The following is a 20,118-nucleotide window of genomic DNA, read 5'->3' on the forward strand; positions in this document are numbered from 1 at the left end:
GGGGCCGCGGGGGCGTTCGGCTAACTGCGGGAACGGCCTATTTGCTCAATGTGTTCGGCTGAGATCGGAAATCAACCCCACAAAGGCGCCCGTCCCCTTTTGTGGTGGTTTTCGACAAAAAGAAGCCGCCCCGATAGCAGAGGCGGCATCAAGCAAGTCTTTTTATTAGCGTCCCTCAAGACCCAACGAGAACGTCGCGGTAGCCCCGGCCACACCTTTCCCTCGGGCGACCCTCGCGAAGCGCGTGAGCACGAGGGAAAGGTGTGGCCGGGGCGTACAGCAACGTTACTCGGCAGCGGCCTTGAACTTGTTGTAGTTGATCAAGCAGCCAGCCTTGACGATGGCGCGCTCCTCGGCCGTCATATCGGCAATGTAGAGCTTAATCTGCTCGACCGCACCATCGGCACGCACCACGTAGGCGGCGATGTTCTTCAAGTCGCCATCGAGCGCGGCACGGATACCCGGCACAAAGACGTAGTCGCCCACCTCAAAGTTGGGCTCGGCCTCCATCTGGAAGGGCACCATGCCCCAGTTCATCACGTTGGATCGATAGCGCTTGGTGGCGTACTCGTGGACGATGTTGGCCAGGCCGCCAATTACGCGCTGGCAGCTCGCGGCCTGCTCGCGGGCGGAACCGTCACCGGGCTTCTTGGCATAGAGCATGGAGCCGTACTCGGTCGCCTTGGCGTCTGCCGCGACACCCGCGCCGGCCAGCGCCTCAAACACGCCGGCAAGCTCGGCATCGAGTGCCGCCAGGTCGCCTGCTGCCTCGCCGGCAATGCGGCGCTTCTCCACCGCATCGACCTCCTTGGAGCGACCCACGTAGGCCGGATCGCGGCGGCTGAGCGTAAACTCGGCCAGACCCAGCGGGTTGGAGCGGAAGGAGCTCGTCTCGCCCGAAGGAATGAGCTCGTCGGTCGTGGTGACCGGGTCCATGATCTTAGAGCACACCTTGAGCAGGATATCGTCGCCGAGCGGCTCCATCGCGGGCCACGGCTTAATGTTGGGGCCTTCGACCAGCTCGTCGGCAGGCTCCGCCTTGCCAAAGCCCCAGTACACGCGCTTTTTGTACGGCGCGTCGTCAAAGGTGTACTCGCAGGCCTCGTCCCAAGTCTCCTCGGGCAGGTCGGTCGCCGGCGTCAGGACGCCGCCATTGGCAGCCGTCGCCGCAATGGAGCGAGCGTCCATCAGGGCCACGGCGCTCAGCTGGCCGTTACCCGGCTTGGAGCCCTCGCGGTTGGGGAAGTTGCGCGTAGTGTGGCGGATGGACAGGCCGTTGTTGGCGGGCGTGTCGCCGGCACCGAAGCACGGGCCGCAGAATGCCGTGCGCACGATCGCGCCGGCCTCCATGAGGTCGTAGATGTAGCCGCGGCGTGTAAGCTCGAGTGCCACGGGCTGGCTCGTGGGATAGACCGACAGCGAGAATTCACCGCAGCCGGTGTTGGCGCCCTTGAGCACGCGGGCAGCCTGGACCACGGAGTCGTAGTTGCCGCCCGAGCAGCCGGCGATAACGCCCTGCTGCACGTGCAGCTTGCCGTCGACGATCTTGTCGAGCAGGCTAAAGTGCGTCTTGCCCTCACCGATCTTAGCGGCCTCGAGCTCCACCTCGTGCAGGATGTCCTCGAGGTTCTCGTTGAGCTCGTCGATCTCAAAGCCGTTGGAAGGATGGAACGGCAGCGCGATCATGGGCTTGATGCTCGACAGGTCGACCTCGACGCAGCCATCGTAGTAGGCGACATCGGCGGGCTTGAGCTCGCGGTAGTCGTCACCGCGGCCGTGCATGGTCAAAAACGCGTGCGTGTCCTCGTCGGTGGCCCAGATGCTCGACAGGCAGGTGGTCTCGGTGGTCATGACATCGACGCCGTTGCGGTAGTCGGTCGTCATGCTCGCAATGCCAGGGCCCACAAACTCCATGACCTTGTTCTTAACGTAGCCCTTGGCAAAGACGGCGCGGATGATGGCAAGCGCCACATCGTGCGGGCCGACGCCGGGACGCGGGGCGCCCGTGAGGTAGATGGCGACGACGCCGGGATAGGCAACATCGTAGGTGTCACGCAGCAGCTGCTTTGCCAGCTCGCCGCCGCCTTCGCCCACGGCCATGGTGCCCAGGGCGCCGTAGCGGGTGTGAGAGTCGGAGCCCAGGATCATCTTGCCGCAACCGGCGAAGTTCTCGCGCATAAAGGAGTGGATGACGGCGATGTGCGGCGGGACGAAGATGCCGCCGTACTTCTTGGCTGCGGAAAGGCCAAAGACGTGGTCGTCCTCGTTGATGGTGCCGCCCACGGCGCACAGCGAGTTATGGCAGTTGGTGAGCACGTAGGGCAGCGGGAACTGCTCCATGCCCGAGGCGCGCGCCGTCTGGATGATGCCGACGAAGGTGATGTCGTGGCTCGCCATGGCATCGAAACGAATCTTGAGTGCCTCGGGGTCGCCGGACGTATTGTGTGCCTGGAGAATCGAATACGCGATGGTGCCACGCCTGGCATCCTCAGGTGTCTGCGTAATACCGCGCTCGGCAGCCTCAGCCGCAGGCACAACCTCGCTGCCGCCGCGCAGGTAGATGCCATCCTCGTACAGCTTGACCATACTGTCTCCCACTCTGCCCGAAAGGCTCGGGCGCATAGCATACATTCGTTCAATATCGTGCCATAGAACGGTTGCGAGTGGGTTACGAATCTACACGTTCACTTTATCTCGGTAAAGCATAAGACGAGCCCGGTGTGGGGCCGGCAGATCTGGCGCAAGAGTGTCCCTTTCGACTAGTCATTTAAGAACGTCCCCAATGACTACCCATAACAACGCCGATGTTTTGGCGCGGACAGCGAAAGCCCGCCAGAGCGAGCAAGGCAGCGCCGCAGGTAGAGGACGGACAGCGAGCGGGCCGCATTTGAGACAAGGTGACGTGAAACGAAAGGGCGCTGACCTTCTGGTCGCGCCCTTGAAGTTGAACGTCAGATTGTCCAAATGCGGCCAGCGCAGCGTCGACCGGTCCGCCGTTCGTCAGAACGGCGGAACCTAGAGATCCCCGCCCGTGCCCAGCAGCTTGCGCATGACTTGCTCGGGGTTGACCGAGCCGTCGCGCGGGGCCAGAGCGGTGATCTTCTTTTGCATCTTGTACTCGTGCAGCTCGTCCTCGAGCTGGCGTACGCGGGCGCGGAGCTTCTCGTTCTCGCGCTCGCGCTCCTCGGCGCGCTCCTTCATATCGAGGATGCGCACCACGCCGGCGAGGTTAATGCCCTCGTCGGTCAGTTGGTTGATGAGCTCCAGGCGCTCGATATCGGCACGCGAATACAGACGCGTGTTACCGCCCGAGCGCTGGGGGTTCACCAGGCCCTTGGACTCGTAGACGCGCAGAGTCTGCGGGTGCATGCCGGTCAGCTCGGCCGCCACGCTGATCATATACAGCGGTTTGTTCCTATTGTCCTCGGCCATGCTACCTGACCCCTTTCCGTCTCGCACATCTCCACCATAAGCCTGCGGCCAGCCCGTGGGCCACGCAACCAAACTAGAATGTCGCCTTGTAACGGTTGACCTTCTCGCGATAATCGCGCGTGTCGGCCTCGCGCAGCTTGGTCATGGCATCGCGCTCATCGTCGGACAGGTTCGAGGGAACCTGCACCTTGATCTCGACGAGCAGCGCACCCGTGCGGCCGCGATGCTTAACGTCGGGCGCACCCATCTCCTTAAAGCGGAACTTCTTGCCCGTCTGGGTACCTGCGGGCACCTTCAGGCGAACCGTCGCGCCGCCGGGCGTGGGCACATCCACCGTGCAGCCGAGCGCCGCCTCGTAGACCGAGATCGGCACCTCCATAGTCACATCGGCGCCCTTGCGCTTAAACAGCGGATGCTCCTCCACATGCGTGGTCACGACCAGGTCGCCGCGCTCGCCTCCGGCAACGCCGTACTCACCACGGCGCTTGTAACGCAATTTGCCGCCGTCGACCGCACCCGCAGGCACCGAGACCGTGATGGTCTGCTGTTCGCCCGTCGAGGGGATGCGGTAGGTGACCTTGTGCGTCACGCCGCGAAACGCGTCCTCGGCCGTTACGTCGACAGTCAGCGACAGGTCGCCGCCCTTGCGCGCGCGGTTGCGGCCCGCGCCCGCACCGGCATTACCCGCGGCCCCGGCAAAACCCGAGCCCCAATCGCTGCCCCAGGCGCCGTTGCCACTAAAGATGCTGTCGAAGATATCGCCCCAGCCGCTCGCGCCGGCACCGGCGCCGTAGCCACCGCTATACGCGCCGCCCGCGCCCGGCATGCCGCCGAACATGAGCATCTGGTCGTACTCTTTGCGCTTCTTCTCGTCCGAAAGCGTCTCGTAGGCCTCGCTGATCTCCTTAAACTTGGCCTCGTCGCCGCCGGCATCGGGGTGATATTTTTGCGCGAGCTTGCGAAACGCGCTCTTGATCTCTTTGTCGGAGGCGCTCTTGGATACGCCCAGGATGTCATAGAAGGTTTTGCCTGCAGCCATCGTAGCTCCTCTCCTGTTACATCCGCCGTCCCTGCGGACGGCGGTTCATGCTGTCATATGGCACTAGGCCAGAAAGGGCCCCGGGTGTTGCCCCGGGGCCCTTCTCAATTACTCCTCGGTGCTCTCGGCCGTATCGGCCGCGGCATCCTCGGGCGCCGCTTCGGGCTCCGGTGCGGGGCGCTTCTCGCCACCGTAGGTCACCGTCACCATCGCGGAGCGCAGGATGCGGTCCGCCATGCGGTAGCCCTTCTGGTACACGTCGTTGACGGTCTCGTCGTACTGCGATGCGTCCTCGACACGCCCCACGGCCTGGTGCTCGAGCGGATCGAACGCCTCGCCCTTGGGGTCGATGGGCTCAACGCCCTCGTGCGCAAACACATCGAGCAGCTTGGCATGTACCGCATCGACGCCATCGACGAACTGCTTAAAGTCGTCGGAAAGCTCTTGGCTGCGGGCATGGTCGATCGCACGCTCGATATCGTCGATCACCGGCAATAGCGCGGTGACAAGCTTCTCGGTCGCGCGCTCACGCTCGGCGATGCGCTCGTTGGCGGTGCGGCGACGGAAGTTCTCCCAGTCGGCCTGTAGACGGGCGGTGCGCTCGGTGGCGTCCTTTGCCTTGTCCTCGGCGGCCTTCTGAGCCTCTGCCGCGGCATCGAGCTCACGGCGCACGTCGGCAAGCTCCTTTTGGGCCTGCTCGAACTTGAGCTTAAAGTCGTTGTCGGCGGCTTCCTCACCGGCGCGGATAGCAGCTTCCACCATCTCGTCCTCGGTCATCGTCGCCTCCTTGTTGGAATCCTCTACCTGGTTCTCGGCAGCCTCGGCGGCCGAGGCCTCGTTGACCTCGGTAACGCCTGCGGCCTCTACGGGAATCTTCACGTCCTTCTCCTCAGAGTCAACGGGGGCGGTGCCAGCGGCAGCCGCCTCCGTGCGAGCTTTACGGGCGGACATGATTACTTGTCCTCGTCGTCCACAACCTCGTAGTCGGCGTCGACGACGTCATCGTCGGCAGGCTGGGCACCGGCGGCACCGTCGGTCTGCTGCTGAGCGTCGGCGTAGACAACCTGGGCCAGCTCGTAGGCCACGGACTGCAGGGACTCGCCGGCGGCCTTGATGGCCTCGACGTCAGAGCCCTCGAGCGCCTTCTTGGCGTCGGCGATAGCGGCCTCGGCCTTGGACTTCACGTCGGCGGAAACCTTGTCGCCCAGCTCGTTGAGGGTCTGCTCGGTGGAATAGCACAGGCTATCGGTCTGGTTGCGGACCTCGACCTCTTCCTTTTGCTTCTTGTCCTCCTCGGCATGAGCCTCGGCGTCCTTGACCATACGATCGACTTCGTCGTCGGACAGAGCAGTGGAGCCGGAAATGGTGATCTGCTGCTCCTTGCCGGTGCCCTTGTCCTTAGCGGAGACCTTGACGATGCCGTTGGCGTCGATGTCGAAGGTAACCTCGATCTGCGGCACGCCGCGGCGGGCAGCCGGGATGCCGGTCAGCTGGAACTTACCGAGCGACTTGTTATCGCGGGCAAGCTCGCGCTCGCCCTGGAGCACGTTGATCTCGACGCTGGTCTGGTTGTCGGCAGCAGTGGAGTAGACCTCGGTCTTGGAGGTCGGGATCGTGGTGTTGCGGTCGATCATCTTGGTCATGATGCCGCCCATGGTCTCGACGCCCAGCGACAGCGGGGTAACGTCGAGCAGCAGGATGCCCTCGACGTCACCGGTGAGCACACCGCCCTGGACGGCAGCGCCGTCGGCAACGACCTCGTCGGGGTTCACGGACATGTTGGGCTGCTTGCCGGTCATGGTCTTGACCAGATCCTGGACAGCGGGCATACGGGTGGAACCGCCGACGAGGATGACCTCGGTCAGATCGGAGAGCTTAAGCTTCGCGTCGCGCAGGGCGTTGGTAACAGGCTGCTTGCAGCGCTCGAGCAGGTCGCGGGTGATCTTCTCGAACTCGGCGCGGGTCAGCGTGTAGTTGAGGTGCAGCGGGCCGGACTGATTCATGGTGATGAACGGCAGGTTGACGGTAGTCTGCTGGGCGGCGGAGAGCTCCTTCTTGGCGTTCTCGGCGGCCTCTTTCAGACGCTGCAGGGCCATGGGGTCCTGACGCAGGTCGACACCGTTCTCCTGCTGGAACTTGTCGGCCATCCAGTCGATGACGCGCTGATCCCAGTCGTCGCCGCCCAGGTGGTTGTCGCCCGAGGTGGACAGAACCTCAAACACGCCGTCGGCGAGGTCGAGGATGGAGACATCGAAGGTACCGCCGCCCAGGTCGAAGACCAGGATGCGCTGGTCGGAACCCTGCTTGTCCAGGCCATAGGCAAGGGCAGCAGCGGTCGGCTCGTTGACGATACGCTTGACGTTGAGGCCGGCGATCTTGCCGGCATCCTTGGTAGCCTGACGCTGGGCGTCGTTGAAGTAGGCCGGGACGGTGATGACGGCGTCGGTGACGGTCTCGCCCAGATACTTCTCGGCGTCGGCCTTCATCTTGGCGAGCACCATGGCGCTCACCTGTTCGGCGGTGTAGTCCTTGCCCTCGATGTCGACGACGGCACGGCCACCCTGGCCCTCCTTGACCTCATACGGCACGGTCTTGATCTCGGAGGTGCACTCGGAGTACTTGCGGCCCATGAAGCGCTTGATGGAGAACACGGTGTTCTTGGGGTTGGTGACCGCCTGGTTCTTCGCGGCTTTACCCACGACGCGGTCGCCGTCGGCACGGAAGCCCACGACGGACGGGGTGGTGCGGTCGCCTTCGGCGTTCACGATAATGGTCGGGGAACCGCCCTCGAGGACGGCCATAGCGGAGTTAGTAGTACCAAGGTCGATACCAAGAATCTTACTCATTAGAAATTCCCTCTCTCTTGTGCGTTCGCGCCGCCTCGACGGTCTGTCGCGCGGCGCTTCGGCTTGTCTTTCAGGATGTAGTGTATCCCCTTATGGGCCGGAATATACAAAATCTAAGTCAATTCATATAAGATTTCTTATCTCTGAGAGTTTAGGTTCTCAAATGCGCAGGTAGATGCACTGTTTGAGTTCTGGGCAGATCTATTGAAATCTATGTAGAGTTGACTGAGGTGCGAGCCTGAAGCCGTGCAGGGGACTTTGGAGCGACCCCGGGGGAAGCGTGTCCCGTTTTGAGCGTGAATTCTGGGACACAGTTTCCGCAAGCACGCTCAATCGTCCTATATTTCAAGTCACCTGCAGCTAACATTTGCGCAGCTCAACGGCCTCACCTGCATGTTTTTTAGTAAGCCGCGGCATACTCGGCGAACGGTATGAAGATGCCGGCCAGAGGGTATTGCAAACGGTCGCTCCCGTGGTATGTTTTTGCCCGAATCAAACCGACGCGCATCTCCTGTAGCGTCGGTCAACAGAGAGGAAACTACCATGGCTCATCCCGTAATTGATGCCGACGAGTGCATCGCTTGTGGCGTTTGCGTCGACTCCTGCCCCGCTGGCGTTCTGGAGCTCCAGGACGTCGCTACCGTCGCTGACGAGGATTCCTGCGTCGCCTGTGGCGCTTGCCAGGACGCTTGCCCCGCCGGCGCGATCACCGAGATCGTTGAGGAGTAACAACTCCCCCACTTGCACACTCACAAGTACACCGTGCACAAAAAGGAGGCCTCCGCATCGCCGCGGAGGCCTCCTTTTGTTTGTATAGGCAGCTAATTGGGGACGGGGCTACCTTGGCAGTTGCGGTGGAATAGTTCCCGATTCATTGCTTAGGTGCCGATTTTAGGAACTATTTCACCGCAACTTATAAAGACAGTATCGGGCTAAGAGAGATCGTCCTCGTAGGGCATGAGGTCCGCTAAGTAGCCTTTCTCCTTGAGCATGGCCTCGATCTCGTCGAGGGTTTGCTCGTCTTCTGCCGCAATGCGGTGGAAGTGATAGCCGCTGGTTACCGTCAGCAGCGGAAAGCTCTTGCCACTGGCAATGTCATGCAGATAGCGCTCGATATCGCGGCGGTTACGGATATCCAGATCGGCCGTGATCTTACCGTACACGCGGTGGTTGACGATCACGTTGAGCACGGCGCCGCCCGCGTCGACGATGCTCGTGAGCTCATCGCCCGCCTGCTCCACGCTGTGGCGCACCTTGACCAGACGCGTGGGCACAGCCGGGCTGCTCGCCGCCTCCTGTAGTACATAGCCGCGATTGGTGGCGACGATATCGTGCCCGTCGGCGCGCAGCAGGGCGATGTCCTGCACCACGACCTGACGGCTCACACCCACCTCGTGGGCGAGCGCACTGCCCGAGACAGGATCTTTGGCTCCCTCGAGCACGGCCATGATGGCACGGCGACGCTCGCGGGCGTCCATTATTTACCGTCCAGCAGACGCAGGTGCTTGAGCGAGAGGTCGAGAATCGGCGCAGAGTGCGTCAACGCCCCCGAGCTGATAAAGTCAACACCCAGGTCGGCGAGCGCGCGGATATTGTTGGCGTCCACGTTGCCCGAGCACTCGGTCTTGGCGCGACCGGCGATAAGCTCAATCGCGGCAGCCATGTCGTTATGGGCCATGTTGTCGAGCATGATGATATCGGCACCGGCCTCAACGGCCTCGCGCACCATATCCAGGTTCTCGCACTCAATCTCGACCGTCGTGGTAAACGACGCATGGGCGCGCGCCATCTCGATCGCGCGTGCCACGCCACCGGCGGCGTCGATGTGGTTGTCCTTGAGCATGACGGCCGTCGACAGGTTATAGCGGTGGTTGCTGCCGCCGCCGATCTCGACTGCGGCCTTCTCGAAGACGCGCATGCCCGGCGTGGTCTTGCGCGTGTCGACAAGCACGGTCTTGGTACCCTCGAGCGCCGCCGCCATGCTGTGTGTGTAGGTGGCGATACCGCTCATGCGCTGCAGGTAGTTGAGCGCCACGCGCTCGCCCGAAAGCAGCACGCGCGCGTCGCCGCGCACTTGGCCCACGTGGTCACCGGCGTGCACCTCGTCACCATCGGCCACATCAAACAGCACCGAGCTCTGCGGATCCAGCAGCTCAAAGGTGCGGGCAAATACGTCCAGGCCGGCGATAATGCCGTCGGCCTTGGCGATGAGCTCAACGGTAGCGGGGCGCGCCGTGGGGCACACGCTCGCCGTACTCACGTCCTCAAACGTAATGTCCTCGCGCAAAGCCTGCAAAATCAGATCATCGACGACGAGCTTCATGGTAATGGGATTCATGGTCTACTCCTCCACGGCCTGCGTGCCGGCGGCACGGGCCAAATCATCGATTGCAAGGGTATCGGCGCTCAGGGCGCGGTGACGCCCGTCAAGCGCGGGCTCACCGGCCTGCTCCACGGCCAGCGACTTGCCGGTGCGCATGTACCACGCGGCGCGGCGGCCCCAAACCAGAGACTCGAGCAGGCTGTTAGAAGCCAGGCGGTTCTTGCCGTGCACGCCATTGCAGGCCGTCTCGCCAGCGGCGTAGAGCTCGGGCATCGAGGTGCGGCCGTCCTTGTCGACCCACACGCCGCCCATAAAGTAGTGCTGCGTGGGCGTGACGGGAATGGGCTCCTCCAGGATGTCGCGACCGTCCTCAAGACAGCGCGCGCGGATGTTAGCGAAGTGCCCGGTCACCACGTCGCGCTCGACGGGGGCAAAGCTCAGCCACTCGTGCTCGGTGCCGTCCTGCTTCATCTGCTCGCGGATGGCGGCGGCGACAACGTCGCGCGGCTGCAGCTCGTCGGTAAAACGCTCGCCGGCGGCATTGAGCAGAATCGCTCCCTCGCCGCGGCAGCTCTCGCTGATCAGGAACGTGCGACCCGGCTGCGGCGAGAACAGGCCCGTGGGGTGGATCTGCACGTAGTCCAGGTGCTCCATCGTAATGCCGTGCTCCTGCGCGATGTAGCAGGCATCACCGGTGAGCTGCGGGTAGTTGGTCGAGTGGTCGTACACGCCACCGATACCGCCCGTTGCCCACAGCGTATGGCGGGCATGGATCTCAAACGGGTCGCCGGCATGCGCGCCCTCGGCGGCAGTTGCCAGCTCGTCGGCGGGACGAGCCGAATCGTCCTCGTCCACGGCGACGGCGACGACGCCGGCGCACACCGTGGCGCCATCACACTCGCCCGTCAGGATGTCGGTCATGGCCACGTGCTCCAAAATCTGCACGTTGTCCAGCTTGCGGACAGCCTGGAGCAGCTTGGTCGTAATCTCCTTGCCCGTAATATCGGCATGGAAGGCGATGCGCGGGCGGCTGTGCGCGCCCTCGCGGGTAAAGTCGAGGCTGCCGTCGGCCTTACGCTCAAAGTCCACGCCCATGGCCAGCAGGTCGTTGATGACCGAACGGCTCGAGCGAATCATGATGTCAACACTCTCGCGGCGGTTCTCGTAATGGCCGGCGTGCATGGTGTCCTCAAAGAAGGCATCGTAGTCAGAACCCTCGGGCAGCACGCAGATGCCGCCCTGCGCGAGCATCGAATCGCACTCATCGACGGCGCCCTTGGAGAGCATGATTACGCGCGTGCTCGTCGGCAGATTGAGAGCCGCATACAGGCCCGCCACGCCGCAACCGGCAATGACGACGTCACACTCCATATCGGGGTATTGTTTGGTTTCCACAGGAATCCTCTCCCTTGTAATGTGGCATAGGGGATGGTCCCTCATGTCACATTGGCTTAGCGCGCCGCGTACTCGAGCATGCGGTCGAGCGTGAGCTTGGCCTGATCGGCGGCCGCATCCGACACGCCGATCTGCACCTCGCCCTCGCCCGTCTCCAGGCAGTGCACGAGCTTTTCGAGCGTGATGAGATCCATGTTGACGCAGGTGGGCTGCACCGCAGGGAAGTAGAACTTCTTGCCGGTGCCCTGGCAGCGGCGCTCGAGTTCGTAGAGCACGCCGCGGACCGTCACGATGATGAACTCGCTCGCGTCCGACTCCTCGGCATACTTGATGATGCCGGCAGTGGAGCCGATGTAGTCGGCCTCGGCCAGAACGTCGGCCTTGCACTCGGGGTGCGCCAGCACGAGCGCGTCGGGATGCGCCTCCTGCGCGTCGACGATCTGCTCGACGGTGATGATGTGATGACGCGGACAGTAGCCGTTGTTGAGGATGACGTGCTTTTGGGGCACCTGCTCGGCCACAAAGCGGCCCAGGTTCTGGTCGGGAATGAACAAGATGTGCTGCTGCGGCAACTCGGAGACGATCTTGACGGCGTTAGAGCTGGTAACGCACACGTCACTCCAGCTCTTGATTTCGACCGTCGAGTTGACGTAGCACACCACGGCAAGGTCGTCGCCATACTCGGCGCGCGCCGCGTCGACCGTCTCACGCTTGACCATGTGCGCCATGGGGCAGTCCGCGCCCGGCTCGGGCAGCAGCACGGTCTTGGTGGGGTTGAGCAGCTTGGCGCTCTCGCCCATAAACTCCACGCCGCACAGCACAATGGTCTGCTGCGGCAGGCTCTTGGCGAGCTTTGCCAGGTAGAAGCTGTCGCCGACGAAATCGGCAACGGCTTGGACCTCGGGCGCCACATAGTAGTGCGCCAGGATCACCGCGTCACGTTGGGTTTTTAGTCGCTGAATGGCCTCGACGAGCTCTGCGGGCACCAGTGCCGCGCGCTCCGTTGCCGTCGTTGCCGATGCCAGGCCGGCCGCGATATCGCGTGCAAGCTCCGATGCATCCATGTTCGCGCTCTGTGCCATCAAGGCCCCTCTCTTTTGGCGAATCTTGGGGCTTTAGTATGACACCTGGCTTTACAGCTGACAAGACAGCTGTAAAGCCAGGTGTAAAGTTGGAATAAAGATTCAATCTTGGGGCGGGTCCATTTTCGAACTGGCAAGCTGAGGACAGCCGAAAATGGACCCGCCCCATGATTCGAGCAGCCCGTTTTGTCCTGGACCAAGGGGCAGTGGTCAAAAAGGGCCAAATATGAGTACTGTCACCAAATTAGTAGCAGCGATTTTCCAGTCCAGAGCAGCAAAATCGCCTTGTTTGGAGCCCGATCGCGACTCTGAAGAACGAAAATCGATGCACTTTTGGCCTCTGGCACCGATTTTGAGGCCATTTGGCTGCCACTAAATTGGTAACAGTACTCATATTTGGCTTTTTTGCCCACCGGGTTTCCGGCAGGCCCCAAAAGCGGGCCCGGATCGCTCGATCCGGGCCCGCTGGGGGTAGCGCACACAATCGAGGTGTAAGAAGCAAGAGAGGGCCATCGCCTAGAATCGTCAGCGCCTAGATATTCGACGAGAGGAAAGACGATGGCCCGCAGCGACATGCTATCCCAGCCGGACCGGGGGCTCGGGCTCGACCGGCCCCAGACCGAGGCATTTCACCGACGAGTTCAAGAGGAAGATAGTCGACCTCCACAACGCCGGAAAGCCCAAGCGCGAGAACCGCAGGCTCCGGATGGAGGTCGGCATCTTAAAACAAGCGGCGCCGGTATACGCTCGGAAGTGAGGGCCAGCCCCCTCGAAGAAGCGGTGGCGCCCCAGCGTCCGGCGGGCGATCCGCTCCCCCTCGGGGGTCAGGCGCACGTCCCGGGCAACCACCTCGGCGAGCCCGGCGGCGGACAGGCCCGCCAGCGCCTTGGTGACGCTCGCCTTGGAGTAGCCCAGCAGGCACGCTATGTCCACGTTGCGGCAGGAGCCGCGCTCGGAGCGGATGCGCAGGATGGCCTCCAGGTAGTTCTCCGAGGATTCCGTGGTTCGCATATCTCCAGTCCCCATGGTCGATCACTTGCGGCATGTTGGGACGAATCTGCGCCTTTGCCTTGATGTCCCATTAGATGCTTCGTTGGCGCACCGCAGGTACGCGCTTGCCGAAATGTTAGGCGAGCTGACGGTCGGCCGCCCACATTGCGGCGTATTTGCCGCCTCGCGCGACAAGCTCCTCATGCGTCCCCTGCTCGATCACCCGCCCGTCGCCGATGACAGCGATGCTGTCGGCGGTTCGCACGATGGGCAGCGTGTGCGCGATCATGATCACCGTCTTACGACGCGCAAGCAGGTTACGGATTGCCCGCTTGACCGCCAGCTCGTTTTCGATGTCGAGCGACGCCGTCGCCTCGTCGAGCAGCACGATGGGGGAATCCCGCAGGATGGCGCGCGCGATGGAAAGTCGCTGCCTTTCACCACCCGAAAGGCGCGACCCGTTCTCGCCGATGCGGCTGGCGTAGCCCTCGGGCATCCGCTCGATGAAGCCGTCGGCGTTGGCAAGCCGACACGCTTTCCTGATCTCCTCGTCGCTCGCAGCGGGCTTGGCGTAGCGCACGTTCTCTGCCACCGAGTCGTTGAACAGAAAGACATCCTGGTCGACGATCGACACGCGCTCGGGGGCGTACGCCGCCGAGTCGGAACCGCCGATGAGGACCGACCCCGCATCGGGCCGGTAGTACTGGGCGACGAGCGAAAGCGCAGTCGACTTTCCGCAGCCGGAATCCCCCACGAGCGCCGTGAGACTGCCGGGAGCGCACGCAAGCTCGAGGCCGCAGAACACAGGGTTGCCCGACTCGTACGCGAAATCGACGCCGGAAAGCTCAATTCCCGCGTCGCCGACAGAAAACTCCTCGTCAACGCCCCGCTCCTCCACTTCGGCAGCGACGTCCGCGATGCGGTCCTTCGCGATGGACAGATTGCGGTAGGCGGTGAGATCGACGAAGAGCGCCGCCGTCAGCTTGATGATGAACAGGGGCAGCATGATGATGAGCACGGCGGAAACCGCATCGAGCGTTCCGGCAAGCACCGCGTTGCCGCAAACGAGGAACAGCGCGGGCGCGCCCATTCCGACAAGGGCGAACACCACGGCTCCCGGCGGCGTCACGGCCGCCTCGAACCGGTAGCTGATGTCGGAGAATGCGCGCATGCTCTCGACTATGCGCTCGTTCGCCGTCCCGCCGATCCCGTAGGCGCGCAGCGTCTGCATGCCCGTCACGTGCTCCACGATCGCGCTCGCGTTCGAAGCCTGGATGGCGCTTTTGCGCGCGCCGAAACGCCTCACCTGGTGCCACGAGTAGGCAAGGCCCGGCACGATCAGCAGGAACATCGCAGCCACAATGGCTCCCGCAGGCGCGAAAAGCCACGTCACAAACGTGATGAGCATGACCGCCAAGGCGACGTTCTTCACGATGCTGCCGGTCTTGTGCGTGAGAATCTGCTCGTAATCGTTCACGTTCACCGTGAGCGCGTTGAGGTAGTCGCCCGAGCTGCGCTCGGTGAAGCGCGAGAGGGGGATCCGCTTGATCTTTTCGCCGAGAAAGACCCTGATGTTACGGCTGATCTGGGCACCGCCGATCTGTCCTTGAAGATAGCCATACCCGTATACGAGTAGGCGCACCACGAACACCGCCGCGACCGCCGCCGTCATGGCGAGCGCCGACGACATCGTGAACGACCCCTCGAAAACACCCCGTATCACGAGGTAGATGAGAGCGAAGTTGCACCCGTCGAGCACCCCATCCACCACCATGCAGGCAATATGGACTGAGAAGCGGCGGTTCTTCGCGAAGATGCGCGTGGGGTCCCGCCGCGCTGCCGTGTTCGATCCCGTCATCGCCCTACTCCCTTCTCCGAATCGGCTTCGCCTTGCCCCGTTCTCGTCATCGCGCTTTCCTCCTCAACGCTCCGTCCTGCTCCTGCGTTCTTCGCGCCATCGCTGCCAGGCGAGCCATCGCTCTCCGCAACGCCCGCCCACCCGAAACTGACGCTGCGAGCTTCGTCGTAGTCCCGCCACGCCTGCGCGTAGTAGGGGCATGCCGTAAGGACCTGCTCGTGCGCGCCGACCGCCGTCACGCGCCCGTCTTCGACGACGGCGACCCGGTCGCACCTGCGGACCACGCCGAGGCGGTGCGCGACGACGATTACCGTCTTTCCCGAGCACAGGTTCCCGATCGCCGTGTCGATCTGGAGCTGGTTCTCTGGATCGGCGGCGCTCGTCGCCTCGTCGAGGATGAGAACGGGCGCGTCCTTCAGGATGGCACGCGCGATGGCGATGCGCTGGCGCTGCCCGCCCGACACCCGGTCGCCGAGGCTGCCCATCTCGGTGTCGTAGCCGTCAGGCAGCGTCATGATGAAGTCGTCGATGCAGGCAAGCCGTGCCGCACGGCGCACGTCCTCGATCGATGCGTCGAGCCCCATCCGGATGTTCTCGAAGATGCTGCCGCTCGTGAGGAAGGTATTCTGGAAAACAACGGCGACATGGGCCAAGAGGTCGTCGTAGTCGATAGACCGCACGTCCTTCCCGCCGATGAGCACCTGGCCGGAATCGGGATCGTAGAAGCGGCTGACGAGCTCGACCAGCGTCGTCTTCCCCGCGCCGGATGGGCCGACGATCGCGATCCGCTCCCCTTGGGCGATGCGCAGCGACACCCCGCGCACCACCTCGCGGCCGGCATCGTAGGAGAACCTCACGTCGCGCAGCTCGATATCGCAACGCCTGGGGAACGGATCCCCGCCCCCGAACACCGGCATGTCAAGCAGCTCCTGGGCGCGCGCCGCGCCACTTGCCACCTCGGCGAGCTTGGACCCCATCTCCTGCAGCAAGCGGATCTCCACGAGGTAGAGCGATCCGACGAACGCGAAGAGCAGGTAGGTGCTCCCCGAAACGGCGCCCGTCGTGAACATGAGCCCGCCAAGGGGGATCATGATGAGCAGTCCGCATTCGATCACGACCAGGTACGCCGCATAGGCGGGCGCGGTCTTGCGGGAGATCTCGCACCACACGTCGAACTCGCCGTCGACGCTGTCTCGGAAGCGTTTGAAGGAGGCCGACCCCATGTTGAGCGCCTTGATGACCCGCATCCCCGAAACGTACTCGACCATGACCGAGTTCATGCGCGAAAGCGTTGCGGCGGCTCGGGGCATGACCTCGCCCATCACTTTGAAGCACGCACCCATGAGCGCCACGGCGGCAGCGAACGGGACGAGCGTCGCGAGCGCAAGGGGCGCGTTCGTCGAGCACAGGAAGACGAACGCCGCGACCGGTCCTGCGAGGTACATGAACGCTTCGGGGATGTTGTGGGCCAAAAACAGCTCGAGACGCTCGACGTCGTCGAGCAGCACCGTTTTTACCTGCCCGATCGATCGCTCGCTCAGCGACCCGAGGGGCGCATGCGCCAGATGGTCGACGATGCGGCACCTCACGTCGAAAAGCGTGCGGTAGGCCCCTTTGTGCGACAGCAGGCTAGAGGCGGCGAAGCACGCGTACTGCACGACGAACCCGACCGCCACGACGGCGGCGCACCGAGCGAGCAGCCCTTCGGTCAGGGTTCCCGCATACGCCGCCTGCATGATCCGGTAAACGCCCCAATACGGTACCATGGTCATAAGACCCGACACGGTCGCGGCGACCATCGACGCGACCAGGAACTTCCGATTGGCGCCCGCCCATGCGAGCACGAGCGAGAACGCCCCGCCCTCTTTCTTCTCCTTTGTCATGCTGCCTCCGTTTCCGCGGTAGGGAACATGCGACGAACGGACGATCCTACCGCTTATTTTTGAAGTAAGGATAGCTTTCTAAGCTTTGAACCAGAGTTTATACAGCGCCCATACGTCCCCTTGGCGTATAAGCTCGTCTGATCGTCGCATCATGATGAAAACACTCGTAACCTACCGTCCCTCTACCCGGTCGCCTTGGTCTACCCGCGTCGGCACAGATGAGGGCAAAAACGCAGGAGGCGAGGCATGGGCTAAGACGTCCGAAGCGGGCGCATCGGCATTGCCCTCACCCTAGCCCCCAAGCCCTTCGAACTGCGTTCCGGCGAAGAGGGCGCGTCTGATGTCGTCCAAGCCGCCCGCGACGTCGTAGGTCCCCGTAACCGCGCCTCCGGAAAGCTCGATAGCGCGATCGCACGCGCAGGCGATGAATTCGAGGTCGTGCGTCACCACGAGAACGACCCGCCCTTCCGCGGCAAGCCGCCGGATGAGGCCTGCCACCCGCCGCATGCTTGCGAGATCGAGCCCGCTCGTCGGCTCGTCGAACGCGAGCACGTCCTTTCCCGCGGCGACACACGACGCGACCGCGAGCCGCTGCTTCTGGCCGCCCGAAAGCGTCGCCGGATGGCGATCGGCGACGTCGGAGAGGCCGAGCGACGAAAGGATGCCCTCCGCGTCGACTGTCCGTGCCCGGTCCCTGCCCATGCCGAAGACGACCTCGGCCGCAGTGCTGTCGGCAAACAGCTGGTAGTTCACGTCCTGGAACACCATCGACGACCGCGCGAGACGCTCCCGCTCGCCTGCCTCCTCGCCGAAGAGCCGATAACAACCTCCCGAGCTTTTCGCCAGACCGCAGATCGCGCGTGAAAGGGTCGACTTGCCGGCGCCATTTCGCCCCACGAGGGCGATGACCTCGCCCGCGGAAGCCGAAAGATCCACGCCTCGCAGCACCTCTCGCTTCCGGTACCCCGCCCGCACGCCATGCACTTCGAGGCCCGCTTCTGCCCGATAGCCTTCGCTCGCTCGCGGCTCCGCCTCCGATTGCGACGGTTCACCTGGCCGCGGCTTCGCCGCCTCACGTGCCCGAGAGCTACCCTGCCCACAAACCGGAGCCGCCGCCTCGACTTCTGCCAGACTTTGCGCGCGCAGTCCGAGCGCGGCGACCTCCTGCGCAGAAAGCGACGCGAACTCCTGTGGGGAGAACCGTCGCACGATCCGGCCACCGTCCATGACCACGACCTCGTCGGCGATGCCCGTCAGCCACCAGAGCCGGTGCTCAGCGACGAGCACGGACGCTCCCGACGCCTTCGCCCTCGCCACGTACGAGCGCAGATCCATGATCGCCGCCATATCGAGGTTGCTCGTCGGCTCGTCGAGCACGAGATTCGTGGGCCGCGCTGTCCAGACGCTCGCGAACGCGATCCGCTGCTTCTCGCCTCCTGAAAGCGAGAAGATGTTCCGGTCGGCGAGATGGCGAATGCCCAGATCGTCCATGGTTTCCGCCACACGCTCGCGGATCTCGCCTTCCGGCGTCGAGCAGCTTTCCAACGCGAAGGCGACCTCGCCCGTAGAATCCACGTTGAAGAACTGCGTCCGCGGGTTTTGGAACACGCTCCCGACAGAGAGCGCGACCTCCCAGCTGTGCATCTGCGCGCAGTCGCGCCCGTCAATCACCACACGGCCGGAAAGCGCTCCGGGAAAGAACGTCGGCGCAAGTCCGTTGGCGAGCCGTGTCAGCGTCGTCTTGCCGCATCCCGAAGGGCCGCACACGAGCACGCACGAGCCCTGCGGTACCGCAAGGTCGATATGCGACACACCGGCGGCCCGCTCCGGCACGGTCCGCGCGTAGGCAAACGTCACGTCGGAAAATTCGATCACGCCACGATCCTTAGAACGATCGCCGATGCGAGGACGGCGACGGCGACGGTGGCGGCCGCCGCGTCCGCCGCCCCGAATTCGATATGCAGGTAGCAGGTTCGCGGCGCGGGGTTCTCAATCCCGCGCGCCACGCTCGCGCATGACAGCTCGTCCGCGACGTTGAGTGCGCTCATCATGAGCGGCACGTAGAGGCACTCGACCGTCAGGCCCGGCCTGCGCAGAAAGCCGCCGAGCGTCGGGCTCACCCCACGCATGCGCATCGCGTCTTTGATGTAGCCCCAGTCCTCGCGGATGGCGGGAACGTAGCGCATCATCACCGCGAGCGGGATCGTCACCTCGCGCGGGCAGCGCATCTTCGAAAACGCGCTCATGAACTCGTTGACCTGAGTGGTCGAAACGATGATCGCCGCGAGCAGCCCGCAAGGGAACACTCTGCGAACGAGCAGGAAGAACGAGTTGAACAGCGTGCTGAAGATGCCGAGGTTCACGCGGGCGAGCGCGATGGCGATTCCCATGGTCACGCAGTAGACGGCGAACATCGCGACCGACAATCGCGCCTTGCCGCACAGCGCCCCGAAGACGACGGCAAGCGCCATCATCCCCGCTTCGAACGGCAAGCCCGGGGAAAAGAACACCGCGAGAGCCCAAACGAACAGCAAGGCGAGCTTCGTTCGCGGGTCGAGGCGCATCGGATTTCTCACGCTCACGCCGTCATTCCCGCCTTCTCGAACTGCTTGCGCAGCATCCGCATCCCCGCGAGCGCGCTCACGAGCGCGCAGACGAGCGTGAGCGCGATCATCGCAGGCAACACCCAGTCGGCGCCGGTCGCGACCATCGTGTCCATGTACGCCTGCTCAGTTCCCTTCTCGACCAAATACGTCGAATACCCCGCCGGGTCGAGCCAGAGCATGAGGTAGGAGCCCAGGGGGTTGAGCGAGAACGCAAGGAAGCTCACGATGTTGAGCGGTTTGCTCCGAAAACCGCCCGCGCCCGCGATCAGGTCGCCCACGATGCCGAGCACGACGAGGAGCACCGACCACAGCCAGTACATACCCGTCACGAGCATGATGACCGCCTCGACGATGCCGAGGATGATGAGGGGGCCGTGCTTCGGCACGCGCGCGATGAGGAGCAGGTAGGCCGGCCCCGTGAGCAGCGCCGCGCCCGCCGGCATGAGGAACGTCAGAACCGGGTTCGGCGCGAACAGCATGCTTCCCACCATCATGAACACAAAATAGAGCGCGATACACACACCTGTGGTCACGAGATCTTTTGCCCCAAGCCCCCGTTGCGCTTCCTGAACGCCACTTTGCATAGGGGTTGATTTCCGATCTCAGCCGAACACATTGAGCAAATAGGCCGTTCCCGCAGTTAGCCGAACGCCCCCGCGGCCCC

The 20,118-nt window shown here is 63.5% G+C and carries 16 protein-coding genes; 1 reads left to right on the forward strand and 15 read right to left on the reverse strand.

The window, feature by feature from the left end; all coding sequences use genetic code 11:
* Positions 1 to 285 precede the first annotated feature (285 nt).
* The 5 genes from GT495_RS09865 to dnaK form a co-directional block, all read right to left on the reverse strand.
* Complete coding sequence (locus GT495_RS09865; RefSeq protein WP_161162502.1) at positions 286 to 2,586, reverse strand: hydratase; 2,301 nt, start codon at positions 2,584 to 2,586, stop codon at positions 286 to 288.
* Positions 2,587 to 3,015: 429 nt separating this feature from the next.
* Entirely contained in the window at positions 3,016 to 3,432 is a 417-nt protein-coding gene (locus GT495_RS09870; protein ID WP_055250809.1) for a heat shock protein transcriptional repressor HspR, read from the reverse strand.
* Positions 3,433 to 3,505: 73 nt separating this feature from the next.
* Positions 3,506 to 4,471, reverse strand: coding sequence for a DnaJ C-terminal domain-containing protein (locus GT495_RS09875; RefSeq protein WP_152078282.1), 966 nt, complete (start codon positions 4,469 to 4,471; stop codon positions 3,506 to 3,508).
* A 108-nt stretch (positions 4,472 to 4,579) separates the two neighbouring features.
* Positions 4,580 to 5,422: a nucleotide exchange factor GrpE gene (locus GT495_RS09880; RefSeq protein WP_161162503.1), complete on the reverse strand. Its 843-nt coding sequence runs from the start codon at positions 5,420 to 5,422 to the stop codon at positions 4,580 to 4,582.
* 2 nt (positions 5,423 to 5,424) lie between these two features.
* Positions 5,425 to 7,317 carry a molecular chaperone DnaK gene (gene dnaK, locus GT495_RS09885; protein WP_156063840.1) on the reverse strand — a complete coding sequence of 631 codons (1,893 nt, stop codon included), beginning with the start codon at positions 7,315 to 7,317 and terminating at the stop codon, positions 5,425 to 5,427.
* A gap of 543 nt (positions 7,318 to 7,860) precedes the next feature.
* Here dnaK and GT495_RS09890 point away from each other — a divergent pair.
* Entirely contained in the window at positions 7,861 to 8,046 is a 186-nt protein-coding gene (locus GT495_RS09890) for a DUF362 domain-containing protein (protein ID WP_006235216.1), read from the forward strand.
* Between the two features lie 203 nt (positions 8,047 to 8,249).
* Here the strand turns inward: GT495_RS09890 and GT495_RS09895 are convergent, their stop codons facing one another.
* The 10 genes from GT495_RS09895 to GT495_RS09940 all read right to left on the reverse strand — a co-directional run bounded on the left by GT495_RS09895 (position 8,250) and on the right by GT495_RS09940 (position 20,038).
* A complete protein-coding gene (locus GT495_RS09895; RefSeq protein ID WP_152074191.1) occupies positions 8,250 to 8,795 on the reverse strand; it encodes a transcription repressor NadR in 546 nt (181 codons plus the stop codon).
* On the reverse strand, positions 8,795 to 9,655 hold the full coding sequence (nadC, locus tag GT495_RS09900) for a carboxylating nicotinate-nucleotide diphosphorylase (RefSeq protein WP_161162504.1): 861 nt from the start codon (positions 9,653 to 9,655) through the stop codon (positions 8,795 to 8,797). Before nadC ends, GT495_RS09895 begins: the two co-directional genes overlap by 1 nt.
* A gap of 3 nt (positions 9,656 to 9,658) precedes the next feature.
* Entirely contained in the window at positions 9,659 to 11,035 is a 1,377-nt protein-coding gene (locus tag GT495_RS09905; RefSeq protein ID WP_370457653.1) for an L-aspartate oxidase, read from the reverse strand.
* Between the two features lie 56 nt (positions 11,036 to 11,091).
* A complete protein-coding gene (nadA, locus tag GT495_RS09910; protein ID WP_161162505.1) occupies positions 11,092 to 12,117 on the reverse strand; it encodes a quinolinate synthase NadA in 1,026 nt (341 codons plus the stop codon).
* A gap of 576 nt (positions 12,118 to 12,693) precedes the next feature.
* The gene (locus tag GT495_RS09915) at positions 12,694 to 13,128 is read right to left on the reverse strand and encodes a metal-dependent transcriptional regulator (protein ID WP_161162506.1); all 435 of its coding nucleotides are present in this window, start codon (positions 13,126 to 13,128) and stop codon (positions 12,694 to 12,696) included.
* A gap of 115 nt (positions 13,129 to 13,243) precedes the next feature.
* Positions 13,244 to 14,797 (reverse strand): ABC transporter ATP-binding protein, encoded by a 1,554-nt coding sequence (locus tag GT495_RS09920; protein WP_240128179.1) that lies wholly within the window; start codon positions 14,795 to 14,797, stop codon positions 13,244 to 13,246.
* A 164-nt stretch (positions 14,798 to 14,961) separates the two neighbouring features.
* Complete coding sequence (locus GT495_RS09925; RefSeq protein ID WP_161162508.1) at positions 14,962 to 16,848, reverse strand: ABC transporter ATP-binding protein; 1,887 nt, start codon at positions 16,846 to 16,848, stop codon at positions 14,962 to 14,964.
* 291 nt (positions 16,849 to 17,139) lie between these two features.
* Entirely contained in the window at positions 17,140 to 18,723 is a 1,584-nt protein-coding gene (locus GT495_RS09930; protein WP_161162509.1) for an energy-coupling factor ABC transporter ATP-binding protein, read from the reverse strand.
* Positions 18,720 to 19,424 (reverse strand): energy-coupling factor transporter transmembrane component T, encoded by a 705-nt coding sequence (locus GT495_RS09935; protein ID WP_204986922.1) that lies wholly within the window; start codon positions 19,422 to 19,424, stop codon positions 18,720 to 18,722. The genes GT495_RS09930 and GT495_RS09935 overlap by 4 nt, the downstream gene beginning before the upstream one ends.
* Before the next feature lie 2 nt (positions 19,425 to 19,426).
* Entirely contained in the window at positions 19,427 to 20,038 is a 612-nt protein-coding gene (locus tag GT495_RS09940; RefSeq protein ID WP_161162510.1) for an MptD family putative ECF transporter S component, read from the reverse strand.
* Between the last annotated feature and the right edge of the window lie 80 nt (positions 20,039 to 20,118).

Source organism: Collinsella sp. BIOML-A6, assembly GCF_009875845.1.
Lineage (GTDB): Bacteria > Actinomycetota > Coriobacteriia > Coriobacteriales > Coriobacteriaceae > Collinsella > Collinsella aerofaciens_H.